Below are 24,525 nucleotides of genomic sequence, written 5' to 3'. Positions count from 1 at the left end.
CGTAGACGTCGGCGTTGGTGTCGTGGGTGAAGGTGATGATGTCGTCTTTGCCGTCGCCGTTGATGTCGCCGACTGCGGCGATTTCGGTGCCGGGGGAGAACCAGTCGTGCCATTTGGTGGATGGGGCGAAGTTGGTGCCGGTGGATAGTGATACGTAGACGTCTGCGAGGGTGCCGTGGGTGAAGGCGATGATGTCGTCTTTGTTGTCGCCGTTGAAGTCTCCGGTGAGGAGTGTTTCGCCGTTGAGGCCGAAGAAGTCGTTCCATTTTATGGAGGTGCCGGTGAATGATGATCCGGTGGAGGTGGCGACGTATACGTCGTTGAGGGTGCCTTGGGTGAAGGTGACGATGTCGTCTTTGCCGTCGCCGGTGAAGTCGGTCGGCGACCCCGCCAGATACCGACCACCGGACCCGGCGTTGACCAGGGAGATGTAGTAGTCCCAGTTCCAGTGTGGGCCGGGATCGGTGTGGTCGTTGCCCGGCATCTCGTGGTGGCCCTTGATCGCGGTGCGGTTCTTTGGCAGGCCGTACTTGTCACAGAGATAGCGGGTCAGCGCGGCCGACGAGCGGTACATGGCCTCGGTGAACCAACTCGGGTTGTCGACGTAGCCCTCGTGTTCGATGCCCACGGAGTACGGGTTGGCCGACCGTGCGTGGTAGGCGGTGTCGCCCTCCCGCACCATTTGGGTGATCTCACCGTTGCTCGACTTCACGACGTAGTGCGCGCTGACTCCCGCCGACGGGTTCTGGAACCAGCTCACCGTGCCGGCGTACGAGCCCTGGGTTACGTGCACCACCACGGTGGTGATCTGAGAGGAGCGGCCCGCCGCGTAGTTGCCGCCGTGCGCCGCGATCCACCGGGCTGGCGCGTACTCCGGTACTGCCGCGACGAGAGCGCCCGGTGCCGCCTCCCCGGCGGGGGTGACGCGGGCGTACCGGCCGAGTTCCGGCTGTACCCGCCGTGGCGCGACCCGTACGGCGGTCGTGGTGATGCCGGCCTGGAGGAGGTCGTAGACGTGGTCGGCGTACAGGCGTGCCGTCGGGTCGTCGGCGGCGTGTGCGTACCGCGCGACCACCGGATACCAGGCAGAGATCCGGTCCCGGTCGGCAGCGGTGAGCCGCTCGGCGTCGGCGATCTCCCGCAGGAGGGCCGCGCCGCCTCTGATGTTGACCGAGGTCACCGACTTAAGGGCGGCCACCGGTTGCCCGGTCAACGCGGCGGCCCGTTCCAGGCTGCGTTGTCGGGGGTTGCTGACCAGGTGCATGATGCCGTAGCCGTTGGCCTGGCTGGGTTGGCCCTGGTGCCCGTCGAGCCGGGTCTCGCCGTAGCCGACGGCAACCAGCAGGTCCTTCGGTACGTCGAACTCGCCAGCTGCCCGGGTGAAGGCCGTGTCGAGCGGGCTGGCGGATTTTTCCGTCGCGGCGGTGGCCGGTGCGGAGGGGTTCAGCAGTGCTACCGCGAGGAAGGCGGCGGCACCCTCGCGCCAGGAGAGTCTGGTGGGTCTCATGATGGTCTCCGTCTGCCCGGTCAGAGGGTGGTTTCGCCGTTGAGGCCGAAGTAGTCGTGCCATTTGGTGCTGGTGGCGAATGATGTGCCGGTGGAGAGTCCGATGTAGACGTCGTTGGTGGTGCCTTTGGTGAAGACGATGATGTCGTCTTTGCCGTCGCCGTTGGCGTCGGCTAGGTAGGGGAATTCGCCGTTGAGGCAGAAGAAGTCGTTCCATTTGATGGTGGTGCCGGTGAAGGTTGTTCCGGTGGAGGTGGCGGCGTAGACGTCGGCGTTGGTGTCGCAGGTGAAGGTGACGATGTCGTCTTTGCCGTCGCCGTTGATGTCGCCGACGCGGGGTTGTTCGTTGCCGACGGCGAAGAGGTCGTGCCATGTTTGTGGTGGGCCGAATGATGTTCCGGTGGAGAGGGCGACGATGACGTCGGAGGCGGTGTCGGGTCCTTGGGTGAAGGTGATGATGTCGTCTTTGCCGTCGCCGTTGACGTCGCCGAGGGCGGGGTATTCGCCGGCGATGGAGAAGTATTCGTGCCATTTGAGTTCGGTGCCGTTGAAGGTTGTTCCGGTGGAGAGGGCGACGTAGACGTCGCCGGCCGCGTTGTGGGTGAAGGCGACGATGTCGTCTTTCCCGTCACCGTTGACGTCGCCGACCGCGCCGATCTCCGCGCCGGGGGCGAACCAGTCGTGCCACTTCTGGCCGGCACCGAAGCCGGTGCCATTCGACAGTGCCACGTACACGTCGCCGGTGTTGCTGTGCGCGAAGGTGATGATGTCGTCCTTGCCATCGCCGTTGACGTCTCCGGTCGAGGCCGTCTCGCCGCCGATCGAGAAGAAGTCGTTCCACTTCACTGAGGTCCCGACGAAGTCCGCGCCGGTGGAGGTGCTGACATAGACGTCGGCGAGAGCGTTCTGGGTGAAGGTGATGATGTCGTCTTTGCCGTCGCCGGTGAAGTCGGTGGCGGACCCGCCAGCGATGGCGTGGGTACGCGCCGCCTCGTTGAGCAGGGCCCGAGCCTTGGCGGCCACCTGGTCGTAGCGGTCGGGGAAGCCGGAGCGCTGCACGCACTGGGCGACCTGACCGGCGGTGTACTGGGGGTTGTTCTGGTCGCAGGCGATCGCCCGGGTGAGGTACTGCGTGCTGGCGTAGACCGGGTCCATGATCTGCTCCGGCGTGCCCCAACCGTAGTCCCACCGCTGTTGGAACACCCCGAGCGAGGACTTGTCGCCGCACGGCAGGTTGTTCATGTGTGACTCGACCCAGCCAGCTTCGAACGCGGACAGCATGACCTTGTCGTTGACGTTGTGGGCGCGGCCGACCCGGTAGACGATCACGGTGATCGCAGGGTCGTGGTTGGCGGGGATGGAGGAGCAGGCCAGCGTGCCGATTGGCGCGCCGGCCTGCGCTGGCGCCACGACCGACGCCAGTGCGGTACAGAGGCCCACGAGCAGGGCGAGGGGTCGACGGATGCGCTGCAGCATGGACGCCTCCTCGAAGCACCGAGAAATCGATTGCTGAGGAGTATCGCGAGGACGCTTACGCCTGTCAATGCATGCCGAAATCTTCCCCGCTGCGGCTCAGTGGTGATGGTGGGGTATTGACATGTTGCGATATTCCCAGTTGACTGCCGGGCAATCGATTTCTGCCGCTCCCGCACGTGGTCCTCCAGGAGGGACAGCCATGACGCCTCGCATCCGCCGCTGGCTGGCCTCAGCCGTGGCGCTGTCAGCCATGATTCCTCCGACCGCAGCGCACGCGACCTCGTCCACCCTGACCGAAGCGCACTCGACCTCGCCCGCCACACCGCTGCCCGCCACCCTCACCGCCGCCGACGACAAGGGCCCGATCGGCTGGGACATATACCGCCGGCTCGACCGGCTGCCCGAACTGGCTGCTGGCAGCCGTACCCGACAGTTCTCCAGCTTCGCCCGGGACGGCTCCAACGACGACGGCTTCGTCGGCACCTACTCGTGCCTGCGGCAGTCCGACGGCTGCGTCATCGCAGAGGATCGCGGGCCCGGCGAGGTGCAGTCGATCTGGTTCACCCGCGACGATGGCAACGTCAGCGCCACCGGCTGGATCCGGATCGAACTCGACGGCGTAACTGTTGTCGACGCTGACCTCCAGCGCCTCGTCGACGGTGGGCTCGGCCACCCGTTCGTGTGGCCGCTGGTCACCAACGCCAACCAGACCTCCGGCGGGGTCACCGTCAAAGTGCCCATGCCGTACCGCGACCACATGCGGATCACCACCCAGTTCAACCCGCTCTTCCACCACGTCACCTACCGCAAGTTCGCCGACCCGAGTGGGGTATCCACATTCGACCCCACCGACCCCGCCGTCGACGTGGTGGAGCGGCTGCGCGCAGCCGGTCTACGCGACCCGAAGCCCAGCCAGCCCGGCGCGACCACCACGACCGCCCGGGCCGACGTCCCGGCGGGCGGACGGTCGACGCTCGCCACGCTCACCGGTCCCGCCACGGTCACGGCGCTCCGGCTGCGGCTGCCCGACGCCGTAGCCACCGCATCGACCCTGTCCGGCCTGCGGTTACGGATCGCCTTCGACGGGCGGAGCACGGTCGACAGCCCGGTAGGCGAGTTCTTCGGTGCCGGCCTGGGCGAACGTTCCGTCCGCTCCCTGATGTTCGCCATGGACGCCGCACCGGGCGGCTGGTACAGCGCCTGGTGGCCGATGCCGTTCCGGTCCACCGCGACGGTGTCGATCGCCAACACCACCGGTAACCCCGTCAACGGGATCGAGGCGGAGGTGACCACCGCACCGGGCGCTGCCTGGACCGGCGCACTCGCCCCCGACGGCACCGCCGGCTACTTCACCACCCAATCCCGCCGCGCCGAGACGGCGGGCGGCAGCGACTGGATCGTCGCCGACCAGGCCGGGCGGGGACGGTTCGTTGGCGTGTCCCAGACCGCCCGCGGCCACATCATCGGCGGGAACACCCGCAACTACCTGGAAGGCGACGAGCGGGTTCACGTCGACGGCTCGCCCACGCCGCAGATCTACGGCACCGGCACCGAGGACTTCTACGAGTCCGGGTGGTACTTCAACCGGGGCGAGTACAGCGGCGTCTTCACCGGCAACACCGCCCACCAGTTTCGTTCCGATGGCTGTGTCGACGAGTGCGACGCCATGTACCGGCTGATGATCGGCGACGCGGTGCCGTACGCCACAGCGCTGCGCTTCGGCATCGAGCACGGCCCCGCCAACGACATGCCGGCCGACTACGCCTCGACCGCCTTCCTCTACACCCAGCCGACCGTCGCCCTGCGCCGCACCGACACGCTGGTCACCGGCGACGCGGCCAGCCGTGCGGGGCACGCCTACACCGACTCCGGCAGTCAGTACCCGCTTACCACCGCGTACGAGGGTGACGACGACAACGCCCCCGGCACCGGCCAGGTACGCGCCAGCGGCGGCGCCGTCAGTTTCCGGCTCGCCGTGGACCCCACCAACCAGGGTGTACGGCTGCGCCGACACGGCGACCAGGCCGGCGCACACCAGCAGGCCGCTGTGTCGGTCGACGGCACACCGGCCGGCGTATGGCTGCAACCGCTGGGCAACGACCGGCAGCGCTGGCTGGCCGACGAGTTCGTCCTTCCGGCCGCGCTGACCGCCGGCCGGTCGAGCGTCACGGTCACCCTGACCCCGGTGGCCGGCGCCCCGGTGTGGACGGCAGCCCGCTACGAGGCCGACAGCATGGTCGCCCCGTTCCTCGACGCCACCGCTCCGGGCGCGGTCACCGGTCTCGCCCTGGCCGGCGGGCGGGTACACGCCGTCGGACTTTCCTGGTCGGCGTCGTCGGACAACGTGGGCGTCGCCAACTATCGGGTCTACGCCTCGCGGAACCCGGACGTCGCGATCACCCCGGCCAACCTGGTCGGCACAACCCGGACGACCGCGTTCCGGCACGGCCCGTTGCCGGCCGGACAGACCCGCCACTACCGGGTCGTGGCGGTCGACGGCACCGGCAACAGCTCCGTGCCCTCGGTTGAGGTGACGGCGACCACCCGTACCCGCAACACCAGTGACGCCAACGGTGACCGCCGCGACGACGCCGTCGCGTTCACTCGGGGCGCCACCGCCGACGTGACCACCTCCCTGTCGGACGGCACCAGGTTCGTGCCGGATACTCGGACCTGGAACGACTTCTTCGCCGTCGGCGAGGAGATCCCGTTCACCGGCGACGTCGACGGCGACGGTCGGGCCGACATCATCACCTTCACCCGGGGCGACAGCGCCGACGTCTACGTGGGGTTGTCCACCGGCACGACCTACACCCCCGGCGTGAAGTGGCACGACTTCTTCGCCACCGGCACGGAGATTCCCGCGGTCGGCGACGTCGACGGCGACGGTCGTACGGACATCATCACCTTCACCCGGGGCGACAGCGCCGACGTGTATGTGGCGCTGTCGACCGGCAGCGGGTTCGGCCCCGGCGTCAAGTGGCACGACCACTTCGCGCTCGGCGACGAGTACCCAGCGGTGGGTGACGTCAACGGCGACGGACGCGACGACATTGTGACGTTCACCCGGGGCACCACCGGCGACGTGTTCGTCTCCCTCTCCGACGGGACCCGGTTCGTCGAGGACGGCTGGAAGTGGCACGACTCGGTCGCGCTCGGCGATCAGCTGCCGGCGGTGGGTGACGTCAACGGCGACGGTCGCGACGACATTGTGACGTTCACCCGGGGCGCTGCCGGCGATGTGTTCGTGGCGCTCTCCGACGGCACGCGATTCGCCCCGCAGACCGGCAAGTGGCACGACTGGTTCGCGGTGGGCGACGAACTGCCCGGCATCGGTGACTTCAACGGCGACGGAAGGGTGGACCTGGTGACGTACACCCGAGGTACCAGAGCAGACGCGTACGTGGCGCTGTCGACCGGCGGCGGCTTCGGCGCCGGTGTCAGATGGCATGACGAGTTCGCGCCCGGCACCGACCTGCCCCGGCCGAGCGTGTCGTGATGCGCACGCCCCGGATGCTCGCGGCGCTCCTGCTCGGCGCCGCCCTGATGGCCGTCCCGACCGGACCGGCCGCCGCCGACGATGTCGTACGGGCCGAGGCGGAGTCGCTGACGGTGACCTCGTCCACCGCCCCGGTCGAGGCGCAGGCCAACTGCTGCGGGGTCAGCTGGTCGGCCGGCCGGCAACTCTGGCTGCGTGCCGCCCGGGCGGGGGACTCGGTCACCGTGTCGTTGCCTTCGGTGCCGGCCGGGCAGTACGACATCGGCGGCGTACTCACCCGCGCCCCCGACTACGGCACCGTGCGCTTCGCCGTCGACGGCGTGGCTGTCGGGCAGCTCTTCGACGGCTACGCCTCGACGGTGCGGCGGGTCGAGGCGGTGCCGCTGGGTTCTGCCTCGCTCACCGCCGGCACCCATCAGTTGACGGTGACGGTGACCGGCCGGTCCGCCTCCTCGACCGGGTTCTTTGCCGGTCTGGACACGATCACCCTGCGCCGCGTCGGGCCGTTGGCGACGGTCACCACCACGCCGTACGAGACGGTGGGCGAGACGCCAGCGCGGGGGCCGCTGACCCGGGTCTACGACCCGAGCGTGGGGGAGCCGGTGGCCTGGTACTACAACGACCACACGATTGTGCGTAACCAGCAGACCGGGCTGTGGCACACCTTCGCCATCACCCATGCGGAGCCGGGCGCGCCGCAGGACGAGAAGAGCTTCGGTCACGCCACGGCGCCCACCCCTACCGGGCCGTGGACGAAGCGGCCACCGGCGTTGATCGCTGATCCGGCGGCGGGCGAGCAGTGGATCTGGGCGCCGCACGTCGTGTACGACCAGGGCGTCTATTACATGTTCTACGCCGCCGGCAGCCCCGACTACGCGAACTACCGGATGCACCTGGCCACCTCGACCGACCTGTTCACCTGGACCCGCAGCCCGGCCAACCCGCTGTTCACCGATGGCTGGGAGGCCCGCGACCCGATGGTGACCCGGGTCGGTGACCGCTGGGTCATGTACTACACGGCGACCTCGAATCCGCAGGGCGGCAACCACGTGGTCGCCTACCGCACCAGCACCGACCTGCGGACCTGGAGCGGTCGGGGCATCGCGTACGCGTCGCCGCACACCGGCCGGGCGGCTGGGCAGACGGAGTCGCCGTTCGTGGTGCGCCGGGGGGACTGGTGGTACCTCTTCGTCTGCTGCGATGGCACCGACTACGCCGCGGCGTACCGGCGCACGGCCGTCTACCGCAGCCGGGATCCGCTGCGCTTCGAAGGGGCGGAGCAGGTGACTGTGCTCGACGCGCATGCCGCGGAGGTCGTGGTGGACGGCGGGAACTGGTACCTGAGCCACGCCGGCTGGGGGCAGGGCGGGCTGTGGCTCGCCCCGCTGACCTGGTCCACCGGGGTCGTCGCCCGGGGCTACCAGGTGAGCACCGGTTTCCTGCGCGCGGACGTGCGGACCTGGCCGCACACCCGGATCGCCTCCCTGGCGGTCGACCCGACCGGCGCGGGGGCGTACCGGCCGGCGTTGGACTCGTCGCACCGGGGGACCGGTCCCTATCTGGCGGTCGGCCGCTTCGACGTTACCGACCGGGCGGGCCCGCCGGCCCGGGTGGACGTTTCCGCCGACGGTTCCCGGATCAACCTGGTCGGCATCCGGATGGGCGACGAGCCGGTCACCGTCGACTGGTTGCTCACGGTGGCGCCTCGATGGACCGGGCCGGCGTTGCAGAGCGATGTCACCTGGTCGGTGACCGGCCCGACGACCGCGTCGGTGTGGGAGGTGGCGTTCAACGTCGACGGCGCCCTGCCGGCGGTCGGTGATCCCGCCGTGGCGGCCCGGCCGACCGGGGACGTGACGGGGATGCCGACGTGGTCGATGACCTCGGGTACGGAGCTGTCGCTGGTCGCCGCGCACCGGTGGGCGTCGGCCTGGCGCGGCGACAACACCTGGTACGACGCCGGCCACTCGATGGCGGCCTGGCAGCCGCTCTGGCGTAACGGCGGTACCGCGTGGCCCTCGGGGCAGTATCCCGGCGGGACGTGGCGGTTCGCCGCCAGCGGGGTGGGGCGGGACATCGGGTTCGCCGAGGCCGTCTATGCGGCCATCAACGCCGTGCCGTAGCCCTTGACGATATTTCGATGACTCTCTATTTTTCGACGGAAATCGATTCCGATCTCCCTCGGAGGCCCGCATGAGCGAACAGGTGATCGCCGCCATGTCCGGCATCGCCAAGCGCTTCGGCGGCGTCCATGCCCTGCGCGGCGTGGACCTCATCCTGCGGGCCGGTGAGGTCCACGCCCTCCTGGGAGAGAACGGAGCCGGAAAGTCGACTCTGATCAACATCCTCTCGGGCGTCGTGACCGACTACGACGGAGAGATTTCGATCGACGGCGAGCACGTACGATTCACCGGCCCAGCTGCCGCCCAGGCCGCCGGCATCGCCACGATCCACCAGGAACTCGACCTGGTGCCGGCGCTGTCGGTGGCCGAGAACCTTGTGCTCGGCCGGGAACCGCGCACCCGGCTACGGATGCTCGACCGGCGGGCGATGACCGGTACCGCCCGCGAATGGCTCGGCCCGCTCGGCGCGGACATCGACCCACACCGGCCGGTCGGTACGCTGCGTGTCGGCGAGCAGCAACTCGTCGAGATCGCCAAGGCGCTCTCCCTCGACGCCCGCGTCCTCATCATGGACGAGCCGACCGCCGCGCTCGCCGACGCCGAGGTGCGGCGGCTGATGTCCACCATCCGCGCCCTGCGCGAGCGTGGCGTGGCCATCGTCTACATCTCCCACCGGCTGGAGGAGATCGAACACATCGCCGACCGGGCCACCGTCCTGCGTAACGGCGAGGTGGCCGGCACGCTGCGCCCGGACCGCGCCGACCGGCAGCGGATCATCACGCTGATGGTCGGTCGTCCGGCGGAGGCGCTGTTCAGCGCGGGATCCGACCAGGCCGGCAGGGCGAGCCCGGCCGGGCCCCCGCTACTGGCGGTGGACAACCTCGTCGTACGGCCCCGGGTCACCCGTCCCGGACGCTGCGAGCCTGCCGGCGTCAGCCTGACCGTCCATGGCGGGGAGATCGTCGGCCTGGCCGGCCTGATGGGGGCGGGCCGCACCGAACTGCTGGAGACCCTGTACGGCGCGGGCCCACCCGGTCACCACAGCGGCGTGCTCCAACTGGCCGGCCGCCGGTACGCCCCAGGCGACCCCCGGTCCGCGCTGCGTGCCGGCGTCGGCTTCGTCCCCGAGGATCGTCGCCGTTCCGCACTGGTCCTCGACCACCCCGTTGGCCGGAGCATCGTGCTGGCTGCCCTGCGCCGGCTTACCACCGCCGGAGTCGTCCGGAGTAAACGTGAACGTGCGGCAGTGCACCAGCAGATCGGGGCCCTGGCGATCAAGACATCGTCGGCCACCGCACCGGTCGGTGCCCTCTCCGGCGGCAACCAGCAGAAGGTCGTCTTCGCCCGACACCTGCTTACCCAACCTCGACTGTTACTGCTCGACGAGCCGACCCGCGGCGTCGACATCGGTGCCAAGGCGGAGATCTATCGGCTGCTGCGCCGGCTCGCCGACGCCGGGATGGGCATTCTGCTCGCCTCGTCGGAGCTGCCCGAGTTGACCGGTGTCTGCGACCGGATCGTGGTCCTGCGGCGTGGACGGTCCGTTGCGGAACTCCCGGCCGACGGGTGCACCGGCGAGGACATCCTGACCGCGGCGATGGGCGGCGGGTCCGCCGGAGGGGACGACCGATGACGCAGCTGCGCGTACCGGGGAAGGAACCCGGCCCGCCGGTGGCCTCGGCCGACGGTGGCACGGCGGATGCCGCCGGGAGCGGCGTCCGGCGATGGCGTCGACCCGTTGGCCGAGGCGAACTCGTCGAGCGACTCTTCGCCGTCCAGAGCCTTCTAGCGCTGCTGCTGGTGTTCGTGCTGGCCATCGTCATCTCACCCCGCCGCGACGGCGAGATCCTGTTCCTGTCCCCGGAGAACCTTGGCAACATCGTGCGCGCGGTGTCCGAGATCGGGATCATCGCGGTCGGCATGACGTTTGTCGTCCTCCTCGGCGGCATCGACCTGTCCGTTGGTGCCATCCTCGGCCTGTCCGCCGTCGGCACCGCGACGTTGATGGTCGACTCCGGGTTCGGCATAGTTCCCGCGGTCACCGTCGTACTGCTGATCGGCGCACTCTTCGGCGCGTTGCAGGGCTACGCGACGGCCCGGCTCGGGATCCAGTCGTTCATCGTCACCCTCGCGGGGCTCCAGGTCGCGCGTGGCCTCGCCCGGATCTGGTCGGGTGGACTTGGCATCCCGATCGCCTACGGCGACGGCCCGCAGGAGGCACCCCCAGCCTTCGAGATCCTCAACGGCAGCATCAACGGGGTGGTGCCCGTCCCGGCGGTGCTGTTCATCGGCATCGGCGTGGCCGCGATCGTCGTGTTGCGGAAGACCGCGTTCGCCCGCCACGTCTACGCCATCGGCGGGAACGAGAAGGCCGCCCGGCTCTCCGGCGTGCCCGTGCTGCGAGTCAAGGTCGCGGTGTTCGCCATCGCGGGCCTGCTCGCCGCGGTGGCCGGCATCATCCACGCTGGCCAGCTCAACCAGGGCAGCCCCAACGACGGCGCCGGCTACGAGCTGGACGCCATCGCGGCGGTGGTCATCGGCGGCACCAGCCTGGCCGGGGGTACCGGCTCGATGGGCGGCACCCTCGCCGGGGCGTTGCTGCTCGGCATCCTCAACAACATCCTCGCGCTCAACAACATCGACGCCAACGTGCAGCTACTGATCAAGGGACTGGTGATCGTGGCCGCCGCCGGACTGCAGAAGCTGCACCGCAGCGTCGTCTGATTCGCCATCGACAAGGAGGATTATCATGCGCACCCGTACCTGCCTGCTCGTACTGCTGTGCACCGGCGCGCTCGTCACCTCCACCGCGTGCAGCGTGGAGAAGCCGTCCGACGGCGGCGGTGCCACCGCCGGGAACTGCGGTGCCGGCAAGGACTACCTGATCGGCATGTCGCAGGCCAACAACGCCGAGCCCTATCGGCAGGTCATGAACAACGATGTGCAGGCAGCGGCGAAGTCCGTCCCCGGCTTCACCGTGGCGGTCTCCGACGCGGCGCAGGACAATAGCAAGCAGGTCGCCGATGTGGAGAACTTCCTCACCCAGAAGATCGACCTGCTGATCATCTCGCCGAACGAGGCCAAGCCGCTGACCGCGGTGGTGCGCAAGGCGTACGACCGTGGCATTCCGGTCGTCGTGCTGGACCGCAAGGTGGAGGGCGAGGCGTACACGGCCTTCATCGGCGGGGACAACGTCGCGATCGGCAAGGCGGCCGGTGAGTTCTACGCCAGCACGCTGCTGCCCGACGGTGGCAAGGTCATCGAGATCACCGGATTGCCCGGCTCCACGCCAGCGGCCGAACGTGCCCAGGGGTTCCGGGCGGGCATCGCGGCCAACCCGAAGATCGACGTCGTCGCCTCCCAGCCCGGGGATTGGCTGCGGGAGAAGGGGCAGTCGGTGGCCGACGCGCTGCTCAAGGCCCACCCGGACGCGGCCGCCGTCTACGCCCACAACGACCCGATGGCCGAGGGCGCGTACCTGGCCGCGAAGGCGGTCGGGCTGCACACGAAGGTGAGGTTCACCGGCATCGACGCGCTGCCGGTGCCGTCGGGCGGCATCAAGGCCGTCGAACAGGGCCGGCTCGCGGCGACCTTCCAGTACGCCACGGGCGGCCGGGAGGCCGTCGACCTGGCCCGCAGAATCCTCATCGACTGCGAGCGGGACGTCCCGCGTACCACCACGCTCGACACGATGCGCATCACCAAGGAGAACGCGACCGAGACGTACACGAGGCTCGGCGGCACCGCCTGACCACTGACCGGCGTGGCCGGACGGCCGCAACCCGGACCTGGAGATCGGGGGAGAACTGGCATGACGGTGGCTGCGGTGCTTGGGGTCGACATTGGCACATCCAGCAGCAAGGGTGTGCTCGTCGACCTGTCCGGACGGGTACTGCGTTCCCGCGTCCGGGAGCACCGGGTGGACCGGCCGCGACCCGGCTGGGTGGAGATGGACGGTCGGATCTGGTGGGAGGAGTTCGTTGCCCTCACCCGGGATCTGCTCGCGCCCGGTGACGCCCAGGTGGTGTCGGTGGGGGTGAGCGGGATGGGGCCGTGCGTGCTGCTCACCGACGCTAACGGTACGCCGCTGCGGCCGGCCATCCTGTACGGCGTGGACACTCGGTCCACGCCCCAGATCACCCGGCTCACCGAGCGGTTCGGCGCGGACGAGATCCTGCGCCGGTGCGGTTCGACACTGTCGACCCAGGCGGCCGGTGCGAAGGTCGCGTGGGTTGCCGAGGCCGAGCCGGAGTTGTTCATCCGGGCCCGGCGGTTGTTCATGCCGAGTTCCTGGCTGGTCTTCCAGTTGACCGGCCGTTACCTGCTCGACCAGCACTCGGCCAGCCAGTGCACCCCGCTGTACGACAGTACGGCCCAGGGCTGGTACCGGCCCTGGGCCGAGGAGATCGCTCCAAGGCTGGACCTGCCCGAGCTGCGGTGGCCCGGTGACGAGGCCGGACGGGTCACCGCCGCAGCCGCCGCGACAACCGGGCTGCCGCCGGGTATCCCGGTCGTCACCGGCACCATCGACGCCTGGTCGGAGGCGGTCAGCGTGGGTGCCCAGGGCGTCGGCGATCTGATGCTCATGTACGGCACGACCATGTTCCTGGTGCACACGGTGCCGCAGCGGCTGACCAGCCCGTCGCTGTGGGGCACGGTTGGCGCGCTGCCGGGCACCCGCAACCTGGCCGGCGGCATGGCGACCTCCGGAGCGATCACCGGTTGGCTGCGGGAACTGTTCGACGCCGCCGACTACCCCGAACTCCTTCGCCTCGCCGAGCGGTCCGGGCCGGGCGCGCGGGGACTGCTCATGCTGCCGTTCTTCGCGGGTGAGCGGACACCCATCCTCGATCCGGACGCCCGTGGCGTCATCGCCGGCCTGACGCTCTCCCACGGACGTGGCGACATCTACCGGGCCGCCCTGGAGGCAACCGGGCTCGGGGTCCGCCACAACATCGAGACGATCGAGGCGGCCGGTGGTGACATCCGACGCGTCGTGGCGGTGGGCGGCGGCACCCAGGGCAGCCTCTGGACCCAGATCGTCTCGGACATCACCGGCCGTGAGCAGCACATCCCGTCGGTCACCATCGGCGCCAGCTATGGGGCCGCAGTTCTCGCCGCAGGCGCGGTGGAGCGGGTCGACATCCACCGGTGGAACCCGATCCGGGAGGTCCGCGAGCCGTGCCCGGCGCTCGCCGCCGACTACGACGAGCTGTACCGGCTGTACCGGCAGCTCTACGACGGCTCGAAGTCCGTCGCCCACGCGTTGGCCGCCCGCCAGGCGCGCCTTGCGACCCCGCCAGAAACCGACAAGCCAGTGGAGGAAGTCAACCCGTGAGCAACTACACCATGCCGGTGCTGGTCGACCCGCCGGCCGCCACCCCACAGACGGTCTACACGGTCGCCAGCGGCGATCTGCGGCTGAGCGCGAACGTCACCGGTTGGCCGACCCAGCAACGCCTGGAGACGGACCTCGCCGCTGCGGTCACCGCCCTGGGGTGGCACACCCAGCGAGCCCATCCGGTGGACGCCGTCACCGGGCACGGTTTCATCGACAGCCAGCGCGCCGGCATCGAGATCTTTCAGCGGATCCCGGTCGACGTACCACTCATCGTCGTGGAGGCAGTGTGGCAGTACAGCCACCACGTACTGGCCGGGCTGCGTGCCCACCGTGGGCCGATCCTGCTCGTGGCGAACTGGAGCGGGCAGTTTCCCGGACTGGTCGGCCTGCTGAACCTGGCCGGCAGCCTCACCAAGGCGGGAGTGCGCTACTCGACACTGTGGAGTGAGGACTTCACCGACGAGTGGTCACGCAATGGACTGAAGGCCTGGCTGGAGACCGGCGAGGTGAGCCACGACGAGAGCCACGTACGGGACCTGCCAACGCTGCCGTCCGATCGCGAGGTCGAACTCGGCGTGGCGCTGGCCCGCCAACTCGTCCGCGAACGGGCCGTCATCGGCGTCTTCGACGAGGGTTGCATGGGCATGTACAACGCGATCATCGACGACGAGCTGCTCAATCCGCTCGGCATCTTCAAGGAGCGGCTGTCGCAGAGCACACTGGTCGCGGAGATGGCCCGGGTCTCCGACGAGGAGGCGTATGCGGTGCGGACCTGGCTGGACGTCGCCGGGATGACCTTCCACACCGGCACCGATGAGGCGACCGAGCTGACCGACGCGCAGCTGCTCAGCCAGTTCAAGATGTACATCGCCACGCTGCGCATCGCCGACGATTTCGGCCTGGACGCCGTCGGTATCCAGTACCAGCAGGGGCTCAAGGACACGGTGCCGGCGAGCGACCTGGCCGAAGGACTGTTGAACAACGTGTCCCGGCCGCCGGTCAGCAGCCGGGATGGGGCACGTGAACTCTATTCGGGCCGCCCCCTACCGCACTTCAACGAGGTCGACGAGGCAGTCGCGGTGGACTCACTGGTCACCAACCGGATCTGGACCGCGATGGGGATGGACCCGGCCACGACCCTGCACGACATCCGCTGGGGGAAACAGTACGGGCCGGACTTCGTCTGGGTCTTCGAGATCTCCGGATCGGTCCCCGCATCCCATAACGGCGGCTACGAACGGTCATACAGCATGCGGCAGCCGCCGATGTACTTCCCGCTGGGTGGGGGCACCCTGAGCGGTGTCTCAAGGCCGGGAGAGCTCGTCTGGTCACGGATCTTCATCATGGGCAGCGAGCTGCACGTCGACCTGGGCCGGGGCAGCGCGGTAGAGCTGCCGGCCGCCGAAACCGAGCGCCGACTCCAGGCGACCACCCCACAGTGGCCGATCATGCATGCCGTGTTGCATGGGGTCGGCCGGGACCAGCTGATGGCCCGGCACAAGGCCAACCACATCAACGTGGTCTACGCCACCGATGCCGCTGCCGCCGACCGGGCCCTGCGGGTGAAAGCCGCGATGCTTGACGCCCTCGGGGTACGGGTGCACCTGTGCGGTGACGTCACGCTGTGATCCCGGGGTACGTGTCGACCCCGGCTTCCCGGGTCCGGGCGGGCCCGTTGCGGCCATCCGTGAGCTGCCGCCCCGCTAGGGTGCGGTCCGGACCGAACTCTCCCGGACCTGAAGGGCTGTTCGGAGGGTGACGGTCGATGGTGCCTTTCCGGGGTTGGCGATCCGCTCGGTGAGCAGCGATGCCGCAGCCCGTCCCAAGTCGTACGTGGGTTGCGCGACGGTGCTCAGCGAGGGCCGCACGAGATGAGCCCAGGGGATGTCGTCGAACCCGACCACCCCGCACTCGTCGGGAACCTTGACGCCGCTGTCGACCATGCACCGTATCGCGCCCACCGTCATCAGGTTGTTGGCGACGAAGACGGCGTCCGGCGGCTCGGCTGCACTCAACAGGGACGCCATGGCCTGGTAGCCGCCGTCTTCCCGGAAGTCGGCGTACCGGATCAGGTCCTCCATCACGGCCCGACCAGCTGCGCGTAGCGCCTGCTGGTAGCCGCGTAGCCGCTGTATGGCGGTGGAGATCCGACGCGGCCCGGTGATGCAGGCGATCCGGTGGTATCCGCTTTCGATCAGGTGGGCGGTGGCCGTTTCGGCCCCGTCGAGGTTGTCCACGAGCACGGTGTCGACGGATACGCCCTGCGGCTGCCGGTCGATGGCCACGACCGGCATTCCGGACTCGGTGAGCCGGTTGATCAGGCCGGGACGTCCCGACGGCGAGATGATGACGCCGGCCATCCGTTCGGCCAAGGCAGCGGTCACGTAGCGGCTCTCCTTGTCGGGATCTTCGTCACCGTTGCAGAGGACGACTGAGAAGCCCGCCTCCTGTGCCACGTCCTCAATGCCGCGCACCAGTGAGGTGAAGAACGGATTGCCGATGTCAGAGATGATCACCGCCCAGAGGCTGGTGCGCTGCCGACGCAGGCTGCGGGCCACCGCATTGGGGCGGTAGTCGAGGTCGAGCACCGCTTGGCGTACCCGGACTGCCAGGCCCGGATCGACCGACGAGTGCCCGTTGAGCACCCTCGACACCGTTGACGCCGAGACCTGGGCCATCCGAGCCACGTCATAGATGGTCGTCATGTAGCCGTCCCCTATCGGTGTCTTGCGTGCAGGTCACGCCGGCCCCCGAGAGTGACCGCGAGAGCATCACAATCCGCTGCGGGTCATCATCCGAGAGTGGTTAGCCGGAGATCCTATACGGCAGGGAATCGATTTCTCCTGGCCTCTTGGCTCCAGCCCGTGCCGAAGTTTCGTGAGCTGTTGATGGTAGTTGCAGTGATGATGTTCCCCTGGAAACTGGGATGATGGTCCCGGACGCCTCGGACCCGAAACTGGAGACGTTCCGGGTCGTACGAGATTAGGTCGCATCGACCTTGCGCTGCCTGGGCCAGCCATGCAATGTCGGGTGTTAAACCAACAGGGGGAGACCGTGGCGTACCCGCCGGAGCCGTGGGACCTGCGCGGCCAGATGTACCTGTCAGTTTGGCTGATCCCCCGATCCGAGCTGCCGCCACTTCCCGAAGGTCTGGCGCACGTCGTACGTCCGATCGCGCTCGGCGGCCGGGGACTGGTCGGCACTGCCTGGGTCGAGTATCAACCCGGCGGGGTGCTGCACTACCGCGAACTGCTTACCGCGGTGCTGGTCCGGGCCAAGGCCCGGCCGGGGGTGACCATCACTGACATCTGGGTGGACAGCCCAACCTCCCGTGACGGTGGGCGCGAGCTGTGGGGCATCCCCAAGGAGATGGCCGACCTGGAGATCACTGCAGAAACGGTGCCTACCGGTCATGACGTGATCGAGGCAGCGGCCCATACGGCGTCACGCATGATCGCCCGGGGTCGAGTTCAGCGAGGAATGCGGCTCCCCGGGCGCTGGCCGTTCCGATTCACCGTGACGCAACTGCTCGGCTCGGACGCTCGCAGCACTCCGGTCCGAGGCAGAGCGGGGCTGACGACGGCCACCGCGCGATGGACGATCGAGCCGGGCGGACCGATGGGACGACTGGCCCATCGCCGCCCGATGATCACGTTGGCATTGCGTGACTTCCAGCTGACCTTCGGAACTGCGGGTAGCCGGCCAGACGCGGTTCCCCGCCCAGCACCTGATCGGTGAGCGGGCAAAGGTTGCTGCTCTCGGCGTTCCTTTGGGATTGGTCAGCCGTGGTGCGATATGGGGTATCGCCGCAGTGGCCGGGTGGGCACAATGATCGCCGTGCTCGCTGCCACCCGAAACCTGCTCGTGTCGCTCGATCCGTTGTCGTACCGGCAACGGATGAAGCTCCTCGTCGAGTGGGCGCGGACTGCGCCAGACCGCGCAGAGGTCTACGCCGACCTGCGCAGCCGAGGCAGCTACGAACGGCATCTCGCCCTGGTCGCCGCCATGGCAACCCGGGACACGGACGGCATCGAGGCCGCCACCCGGGACCCGTATCCGTCGATTCGGGCCGTTGCCCTCCACGCGGCGCTGCGTACCGGCAATCCCATCCCGAGCAGCCTGGAGTTGTCCGCAATGGAGCGGCGGCGGATCTACCGTACGCTGCGTCGGCTGAACGCGCCGGAGACCGCGGACGCACTGCTACCCGAGATCCGGTCGCACTACGGCGACGAGGAGGCAGCTGCCCTGCTGCCCGCCTGTAGCCCGGCTATCATCCACGCCCTGCTGCCTGAGCTGGAGCACGCCCTCAATCTTGAGAGGCTGGTCAACCGGCATCCCGGGCTGGTGCTCGACCGCGCAGGTGCACGGCTGGCCCAGGCCACGCCGGAGCTTCGCGACCGGATCTGGGTCGACGTGGCCCGGGCGGTCCTGCGGTGCGACCCGGCCCGCGCGCTCGAACTGCTGGAGCGGTACGCGCCGGAGAAGCGGTTGCCGGGCAACCTCACCGCCTACGGTGTCCTCGCCGCGTACGACCCCGGCCGCGTCGTCGGTCTGCTCAGTGCGCCCAGCCGCGCGGCCTGGCTGCAGCGCACTTCGTTGCCGTCGGCGCTGCTGCGCCGCCTTGCCGTACTCCCCGTCGACCAGCTCGCCCCACTCGCTCGCCGGGTACGTGACCAATCTTCGGCGTTGGCGGCACTCCTCGATGCGATTGCGCCGTCCCGCCGGGGCGACCTGTACGACCGGGCGCTGGGCGAGGTGGAGACGGCCCTGCGGGTGCCGGCCCACCAGGTCATGGAGGTACTACCGGCCACGGTACGTATCCGGGAGGCGACCCGGGTGCTGGGCCTGGCGAAGATCCGGGAGCGGGAGGGGCAGGTGTTGGCCTGGAGCGCCTATCTGGCCTGGCCGGAAGCGTCTGGCGCGCTGGATGTGGCGCTGCGCTCCGGCGATGCCGACGAGCGGGCGCAGGCGTACGTGCTGTTGGTGGACGCCGCCCGTCGCTCGCGGGACCCGCAGGTGGTGGCCGAGGTGGTGTCCCGGCTCGGCCGGCTGCGCAACGAGCAGGACCCGGTACGTGCCGCCGCGCTCACCGCCCTTGCCAAGGTCGCTCGACTGCTCACCCCCGGCACGGCCGCCGGCCTGACCCAGTTGACCACCGACGCTGTCGAGGCGCGCGACGCCTCCACCGCCACCTCGGCAGCCCTGAGCGTGCTTGCCGCCGACACCCTGCAGCACCACGTCGACGTACCCGAGCTGTGTGAGTGGGCGTTGCTCACGATCGACCTGATGGGCAGCAGCGCCCGCGTGCCACTGTTGCGTCGCTTCGACCAGGTGCTTCGCCGTGGACAGGAGACGATGGTCGTCCGGCGGCTGCACGACTGGGTGAGAAATGCCGCTGCCCGAGGCCAGTATGGTCCGCTGTTCGCGCTCACCTGCGCGCTGGGGCGGCGGGCCTGGCGGGTGCCGGAACTGCAGGAGATGTTGCGTCGGGCGATCGGTCCGCGTACCTCGGTCGGGGTGGCCGGGGAGGCGATCCAACTGTGGCTCGAGGATCCGCGCAGCCGCAGTGACCGGGTCGCCGAGGTGCTCGCGATCGACCCGACCACCACGAGGATTCCGGTGGTATGGAAAACGATCTGCTCGGCTCGCACCGACCTGCTCGACCGGGTGTTCGATCAGCAGGTGCAGGGCCGGTTCATTGAGGCGGGGCAGCGCTGGATGCCGGGACCGCCGCGACACCCCGAGCGGTGGCTGCCTCGGCAGCACGCGGCGTACGCAGCGCTGCAGGAATTGGTCATTGCGGACGGCCGCGCGCCGGTGTGGGAGCGGGCTGCGGCGATCCGCGCCACCGCGCGGATGCCCGGCATCGGTGGTGCGGTGGTGCGGCGTCACCTCGACGCGGCCGAGGTGGTGATCGCCGAGGCGGCGCTCGGCGCGCTCGTCTGGGCCGACCGGCCGGACGAGGCGCTGCCCGTGCTACTGGAGTACGCCGGCGGCGACCGGGCCCGGGTCGCCCTCTACGCCGCCGGTCGGGCCGCCCGATACGTCCCACCGGCTCGGCTGCCCGCACTGCTCAGTGGGGTGTTGCTCGGTCCCGCCAAGGTCACCAGCCGTAAGGCGGCAGTCCGGCTGCTCGCCCGGTACGGCCCGGTGCAGGCGATGGCGGGGCTGCTTGAGACGTACCAGAGGCCGGAGACCCACCGGGACGTGCGCGCGGCGATCGTCGCCGCCGCCCGACAGCGGCTCGACTCCGAGGCGAGTTGGACGATCGTTGAGGTGGCCGGCGGCGGAAGCCGGGAGGAACGTCGCGCGGTGCTGGCCGCCGACCCATACCTGGTGCCTGAACGCCACCGTCCCCGGTATGCCGCACTGATTGTCGCCGCCTGCCGTGTCGCCGACCGGGAGGTCCGCCGCGCCGCGTTCACCCAGTTGACGAACTGGTCGCACTGGGCCACTGGCGTCACCGAGCTGATCGTGGACCGGCTCACCGACCTCGACGAGCCGTGTCAGGCGATGGAGATTGCCCGGTTGCTGCATGCCCTGGGCGACGCCGGAACAAGTAGCGCGTTTGCCCGTCTCGTTGAACGGGACACGGCCGACGATCGGCCGGGGGACGCGGGTGCGGATCGCCCGGCTCGGCGACGCATCTCGGCAATCGCGCAGGCCGTGGTCCTCTGGTCGAGGATCAGCCCGGCGGGGGCCGACCGGTCAGGGCTGGTTGCCGCAGCTCGCTGGCTCGCGGACCAGTTCGGGTATACCGGCACTGCCGCAGCGATGTTGGTTGGCCTGGGACGGCTGGACAACCTCGACGAGATCGCCGACCTCTGCGCGAAGCGTCCGGTCCTCGCGGTCCGGACTGCCGAACGCGTCGGCGGCCGACTGCGCGAGCTGCCGGAATTGATCGATCCGGCGATCCTGCACGACAGCATCGTCCGGTTGATCGGGCGAGGTGATGTCGCCGGCGGGCTGTTCGCGGTGGCGCTGGTCCGGCCCGGCGCGACGTTCGGCTGGTCGGCGCCGTGGCGTGACCTGCTGCTTCTGCTGCGCTCCCACCCTGACCTCGACGTGCGCGAGGAGGCGTACGGCGTAGACATGGGCTGACCCACCATCGGTGACCGATGGATTCCGGCCGACCCCTTGCGGGTAGTGGCCGCGTCATCCCGCGCATTCCAGCCGCTGGAACCTATCGGCCAGCCGCTGGAATCCATCAGCGGACATTGCTGGAGACGCCTTGCGCCAGGGGCCTCGTGGTCGGGTGCGTGCCGCTCCGTACGAGCGTGAAATCCGCGTGCGGGAGGGCTGCTGCCAGGGCGTTCTCGACCCCAGGTTAGCCTTACCTTAGTATCTGGCGGAGCGGGCATTCTGTTCCGATTGACAAGGATTGTTATGTCTCACACCCTTTCCGCGCGTACCCGTGCGCTTGCTGGCATCGCCGTCGCCGCCATTGGCGCCCTGACGATGGTCGGCTGCTCCGACTCCTCTGACACCACGGCCGCGCAGGACACCACTGCGGCAGACTCGGCGGGCTGGCCGCGCACCTTCCAGAACGCCGACGGCACCACCACCGAGATCACCAAGAAGCCGGAGGCCATCGTCTCCACCTCGGTGTCGGTGTCGGGCACCCTGCTCGCCTTCGACGCCCCGGTGGTCGCGTCGGGTTCCGCAGGCAACGGCAAGTTCTTCGCACAGTGGGCCAACGTTGCCACGGAGCGTAAGGTCGCGAACCTGTGGCCGGCAGGCAAGGTCGAGCTGGAGGCCGTGTACGCCCACAAGCCCGACCTGATCGTCGTCTCCTCCAGCGGGGCCGACTCGGTGACCGACCAGCTCGGCGAGCTGCGGGCGATCGCTCCGACCATCGTCGTCGACTACGGCGGGCAGACCTGGCAGGAGCTTGCCGCGAAGCTGGGCGAGGCCACCGGCCGGGAGGCGGAGGCCAAGCAGACGGTCACCGCGTTCGACGAGTACGTCCGCACCGCCGCAGCGAAGATCGCCGTCCCCGCCGGCAGCGTGAACGTCGTCTCGTACAACGGTGCCGGTGAGGACAACCCCATCGCCCGTGCCGGTTCCGCCCAGGGACGCCTGCTCAAGGACCTCGGCTTCACCGTCGAGGACCCGAACACCGCGTGGCACACGCAGGCCAAGCTGCGCGAGGACTTCGTGTTCACCGCGTACGAGAACCTCACCAAGCTCACCGCCGACACCACCCTCATCCTCAGCAAGGACAACGCGGGCGCGCAGGCGTTCGCCAAGGACGCGGTGCTGGCGAACCTTCCGTCCGTGAAGAAGAGCCAGGTGTACGGTCTCGGGCTGAACTCGTTCCGCATGGACAAGTACAGCGCGACGGAGATCGTCGACGGCATCGTGGCGAACTTCGCCAAGTAGATCGGCATCGCGGCGAAGTCGATCGGAATCATGGCGAACTTCGCCGAGTAACGGTTCAACGAGGTGGGGGCGGCAACGCCCACACCCCGTCATCTTCAGGAAAGCCACCCCCACTGCATGAGAGCCACCCCCACCCCGCGCCTGCGGCACCGCAGCGCCGGACTGGTTGTGCTGACGGTCGTACTCGTGATCGGCGTCTTCGTCAGCATGGCCGTCGGCACCCGGGACATCTCGCTTGCCACCACCTGGCAGGCCGTCTTCGCGTTCGACCCGACGAACTCGGAGCACCTGCTCGTCGTCCATCAGCGCATCCCACGCGCCCTGCTGGGCGTCGTGGTCGGTATCAGCCTGGGCGTCGCCGGCACGATCATGCAGGCCCTCACCCGGAACCCGCTCGCCGAACCGGGCCTGCTGGGCGTCAACGCCGGGGCGATGGCCACCATCGCCGCCGGCATCGCTTTCTTCGGCATCACCAACCCGTCCGGCTACATGTGGCTCGGCATCATCGGTGCGGGGCTCGCCGGAGCCGTCGTCTACCTGCTCGGCGGCGTACGCGCCGGCACCAACCCGGTGCGGTTGGTGCTCGCCGGGGCAGCACTCACCGTCGTCCTGATGGCGCTCACCCAGATCCTGCTGGTCAACAGCGACGAGCAGGTGTTCGACCGCTACCGGCACTGGATGGTCGGCTCGCTCGCCGGCCGCGGCACCGACGTGCTCGTCGCCGTCGGCGTACTCGCCGCAGTCGGGCTCGCCTCCGCCTTTGTGCTCGCCCGTCCGCTCGACTCGGCGATGCTCGGCGAGGACCTCAGTCGATCGCTGGGCGCAAACCCCAACCGGGTGTGGGCGCTGGCGGGAGTGGTCGTCATCGTGCTCGCCGGTGCCGCCACGGCAGCAGCCGGGCCGATCACGTTCCTGGGCCTGGCCGCGCCGCACCTCGCGCGACTCCTGGTCGGCGTCGACCATCGCTGGGTGCTGCCGTACGCGGGCCTGATCGCCGCCGTGCTCATCGTCGTGGCCGACGCCCTCGGCCGCATCATCCCGCAGAACGGCGAAGTCAGCGTGGGGATCATGGTCGCGATCCTGGGCGGACCGTTCTTCGTCCTGCTGGTGCGTCGACGTCGGATGGTGCAACTGTGAAGACGCAGCGTCGACGCGCCCGCGAGCGGCAGATCTGGCGGGCGGGCAAGCTCTCACTGGTGATCTCACCACGGCTGGTGACGGTCACCGTGGTCCTGCTGCTGGCCACCGTGGCCCTGGGAGTCGTGGCGATGACGGTCGGCACGCTGCGCCTGTCGTTCAGCGAGGTGGCTGCCGCGATGTTCGGCACCTCCGGCAACCCGCAGTATGACCGGATCGTGCAGAACCTGCGGCTGCCGCGCGTGGTTACCGCGATCTTCGCCGGGGCGGCACTGGGCGTTGCCGGCGCGATCTTCCAATCGGTCTCGCGTAACGCGCTCGGTTCGCCCGACGTCATCGGCTTCACCACCGGTGCCGCCACCGGGGCGATCGTGCAGATCGTGGTGTTCGACGCCGAAGCCGTACAGGTGGCGTTGGGTGCGGTATCGGGTGGCCTGCTCACCGCGGCGGTCGTGTACCTGCTCTCCCGCAAGGGCGGCGTCACCGGCGGCTACCGGCTGATCCTGGTGGGCATCGGCGTGAGTGCCGTGCTTGCCGCGGTGAACGACCTGCTGCTCGTGGTCGGCGACCTGGACCAGGCGATCTCGGCCAACCTGTGGCGGTCCGGGTCGCTCGATGCGCGCACCTGGACGCACGCGCTGCCAGTCGCGGTCGGCACGCTCGTACTCGTGCCGCTGGTGGTGCCGCTCGCCCGCCGGGCGTCACTCATGGAGATGGGCGACGACATCGCGCAGCAACTCGGCGTACGGGTGGAGCGCACCCGGCTACTGCTGATGCTCGCCGCGGTGGCCCTCACCGGACTCGCGACCGCAGCGGCCGGGCCGATCTCGTTCATCGCGCTGGCCGCGCCCCAGCTCGTGGTGCGACTCACCCGGGGGCGCACCATGCCGGTGCTCAGCGCCGCCGCGATGGGGGCGTGCCTGCTGGTGCTTGCCGACGTGGTCACGCGCATGCTGCCCATCACCGCTGCCGTCCCGATCGGCCGGATGACCGGCATCATCGGCGGCCTCTACCTCATCTGGATGCTGACCCGCTCCAAGCAGGTCTGACCCGTGAAGGAA

15 protein-coding genes are annotated in these 24,525 nt (G+C 69.4%); 12 read left to right on the top strand and 3 right to left on the bottom strand.

The annotated features are described in order from the left end of the window. Both ACWDV4_RS18750 and ACWDV4_RS18745 read right to left on the bottom strand, forming a co-directional pair. Positions 1-1,507, bottom strand: a 1,507-nt coding sequence (locus tag ACWDV4_RS18750; RefSeq protein ID WP_449980407.1) for an N-acetylmuramoyl-L-alanine amidase, incomplete at its 3' end; no start/stop codon positions are given. A gap of 20 nt (positions 1,508-1,527) precedes the next feature. After that, positions 1,528-2,982: an FG-GAP repeat domain-containing protein gene (locus tag ACWDV4_RS18745; RefSeq protein ID WP_449980405.1), complete on the bottom strand. Its 1,455-nt coding sequence runs from the start codon at positions 2,980-2,982 to the stop codon at positions 1,528-1,530. 199 nt (positions 2,983-3,181) lie between these two features. On the opposite strand from ACWDV4_RS18745, the gene ACWDV4_RS18740 reads away from it, so the two are divergent. From ACWDV4_RS18740 to ACWDV4_RS18710, 7 genes are all read left to right on the top strand, one after another. Then, on the top strand, positions 3,182-6,481 hold the full coding sequence (locus ACWDV4_RS18740) for a DUF2961 domain-containing protein (protein WP_449980403.1): 3,300 nt from the start codon (positions 3,182-3,184) through the stop codon (positions 6,479-6,481). Next, positions 6,481-8,604, top strand: a complete 2,124-nt coding sequence (locus ACWDV4_RS18735; protein WP_449980401.1) for a family 43 glycosylhydrolase — start codon at positions 6,481-6,483, stop codon at positions 8,602-8,604. Before ACWDV4_RS18740 ends, ACWDV4_RS18735 begins: the two co-directional genes overlap by 1 nt. A 70-nt stretch (positions 8,605-8,674) precedes the next feature. After that, positions 8,675-10,237, top strand: a complete 1,563-nt coding sequence (locus tag ACWDV4_RS18730; protein WP_449980398.1) for a sugar ABC transporter ATP-binding protein — start codon at positions 8,675-8,677, stop codon at positions 10,235-10,237. Continuing rightward, positions 10,234-11,328, top strand: coding sequence for an ABC transporter permease (locus ACWDV4_RS18725; protein ID WP_449980395.1), 1,095 nt, complete (start codon positions 10,234-10,236; stop codon positions 11,326-11,328). Before ACWDV4_RS18730 ends, ACWDV4_RS18725 begins: the two co-directional genes overlap by 4 nt. Before the next feature lie 25 nt (positions 11,329-11,353). After that, positions 11,354-12,355 (top strand): substrate-binding domain-containing protein, encoded by a 1,002-nt coding sequence (locus ACWDV4_RS18720; protein WP_449980392.1) that lies wholly within the window; start codon positions 11,354-11,356, stop codon positions 12,353-12,355. A gap of 60 nt (positions 12,356-12,415) precedes the next feature. Next, positions 12,416-13,942: an FGGY-family carbohydrate kinase gene (locus tag ACWDV4_RS18715; RefSeq protein WP_449980391.1), complete on the top strand. Its 1,527-nt coding sequence runs from the start codon at positions 12,416-12,418 to the stop codon at positions 13,940-13,942. After that, positions 13,939-15,573: a fucose isomerase gene (locus ACWDV4_RS18710; RefSeq protein WP_449980388.1), complete on the top strand. Its 1,635-nt coding sequence runs from the start codon at positions 13,939-13,941 to the stop codon at positions 15,571-15,573. The genes ACWDV4_RS18715 and ACWDV4_RS18710 overlap by 4 nt, the downstream gene beginning before the upstream one ends. 75 nt (positions 15,574-15,648) lie before the next feature. Here the strand turns inward: ACWDV4_RS18710 and ACWDV4_RS18705 are convergent, their stop codons facing one another. Continuing rightward, the gene (locus ACWDV4_RS18705; RefSeq protein WP_449980385.1) at positions 15,649-16,650 is read right to left on the bottom strand and encodes a LacI family DNA-binding transcriptional regulator; all 1,002 of its coding nucleotides are present in this window, start codon (positions 16,648-16,650) and stop codon (positions 15,649-15,651) included. A 349-nt stretch (positions 16,651-16,999) separates the two neighbouring features. Here ACWDV4_RS18705 and ACWDV4_RS18700 point away from each other — a divergent pair, with 349 nt between their 5' ends. The 5 genes from ACWDV4_RS18700 to ACWDV4_RS18680 all read left to right on the top strand — a co-directional run bounded on the left by ACWDV4_RS18700 (position 17,000) and on the right by ACWDV4_RS18680 (position 24,513). Beyond that, positions 17,000-17,683 (top strand): acetoacetate decarboxylase family protein, encoded by a 684-nt coding sequence (locus tag ACWDV4_RS18700; RefSeq protein WP_449980382.1) that lies wholly within the window; start codon positions 17,000-17,002, stop codon positions 17,681-17,683. Positions 17,684-17,773: 90 nt separating this feature from the next. After that, positions 17,774-21,046 carry a hypothetical protein gene (locus tag ACWDV4_RS18695; protein WP_449980380.1) on the top strand — a complete coding sequence of 1,091 codons (3,273 nt, stop codon included), beginning with the start codon at positions 17,774-17,776 and terminating at the stop codon, positions 21,044-21,046. 285 nt (positions 21,047-21,331) lie between these two features. After that, positions 21,332-22,327, top strand: coding sequence for a Fe2+-enterobactin ABC transporter substrate-binding protein (gene fepB / locus ACWDV4_RS18690; RefSeq protein WP_449980377.1), 996 nt, complete (start codon positions 21,332-21,334; stop codon positions 22,325-22,327). Between the two features lie 117 nt (positions 22,328-22,444). Continuing rightward, a complete protein-coding gene (locus tag ACWDV4_RS18685) occupies positions 22,445-23,464 on the top strand; it encodes a FecCD family ABC transporter permease (RefSeq protein ID WP_449980374.1) in 1,020 nt (339 codons plus the stop codon). Then, complete coding sequence (locus ACWDV4_RS18680; protein ID WP_449980372.1) at positions 23,461-24,513, top strand: FecCD family ABC transporter permease; 1,053 nt, start codon at positions 23,461-23,463, stop codon at positions 24,511-24,513. Before ACWDV4_RS18685 ends, ACWDV4_RS18680 begins: the two co-directional genes overlap by 4 nt. The last annotated feature ends 12 nt before the right edge of the window (positions 24,514-24,525 follow it).

The organism is Micromonospora sp. NPDC003197 (genome assembly GCF_053590565.1).
Note: the sequence above shows the minus strand (reverse complement) of the source record. Positions and strands in the feature narration are given on the sequence as shown.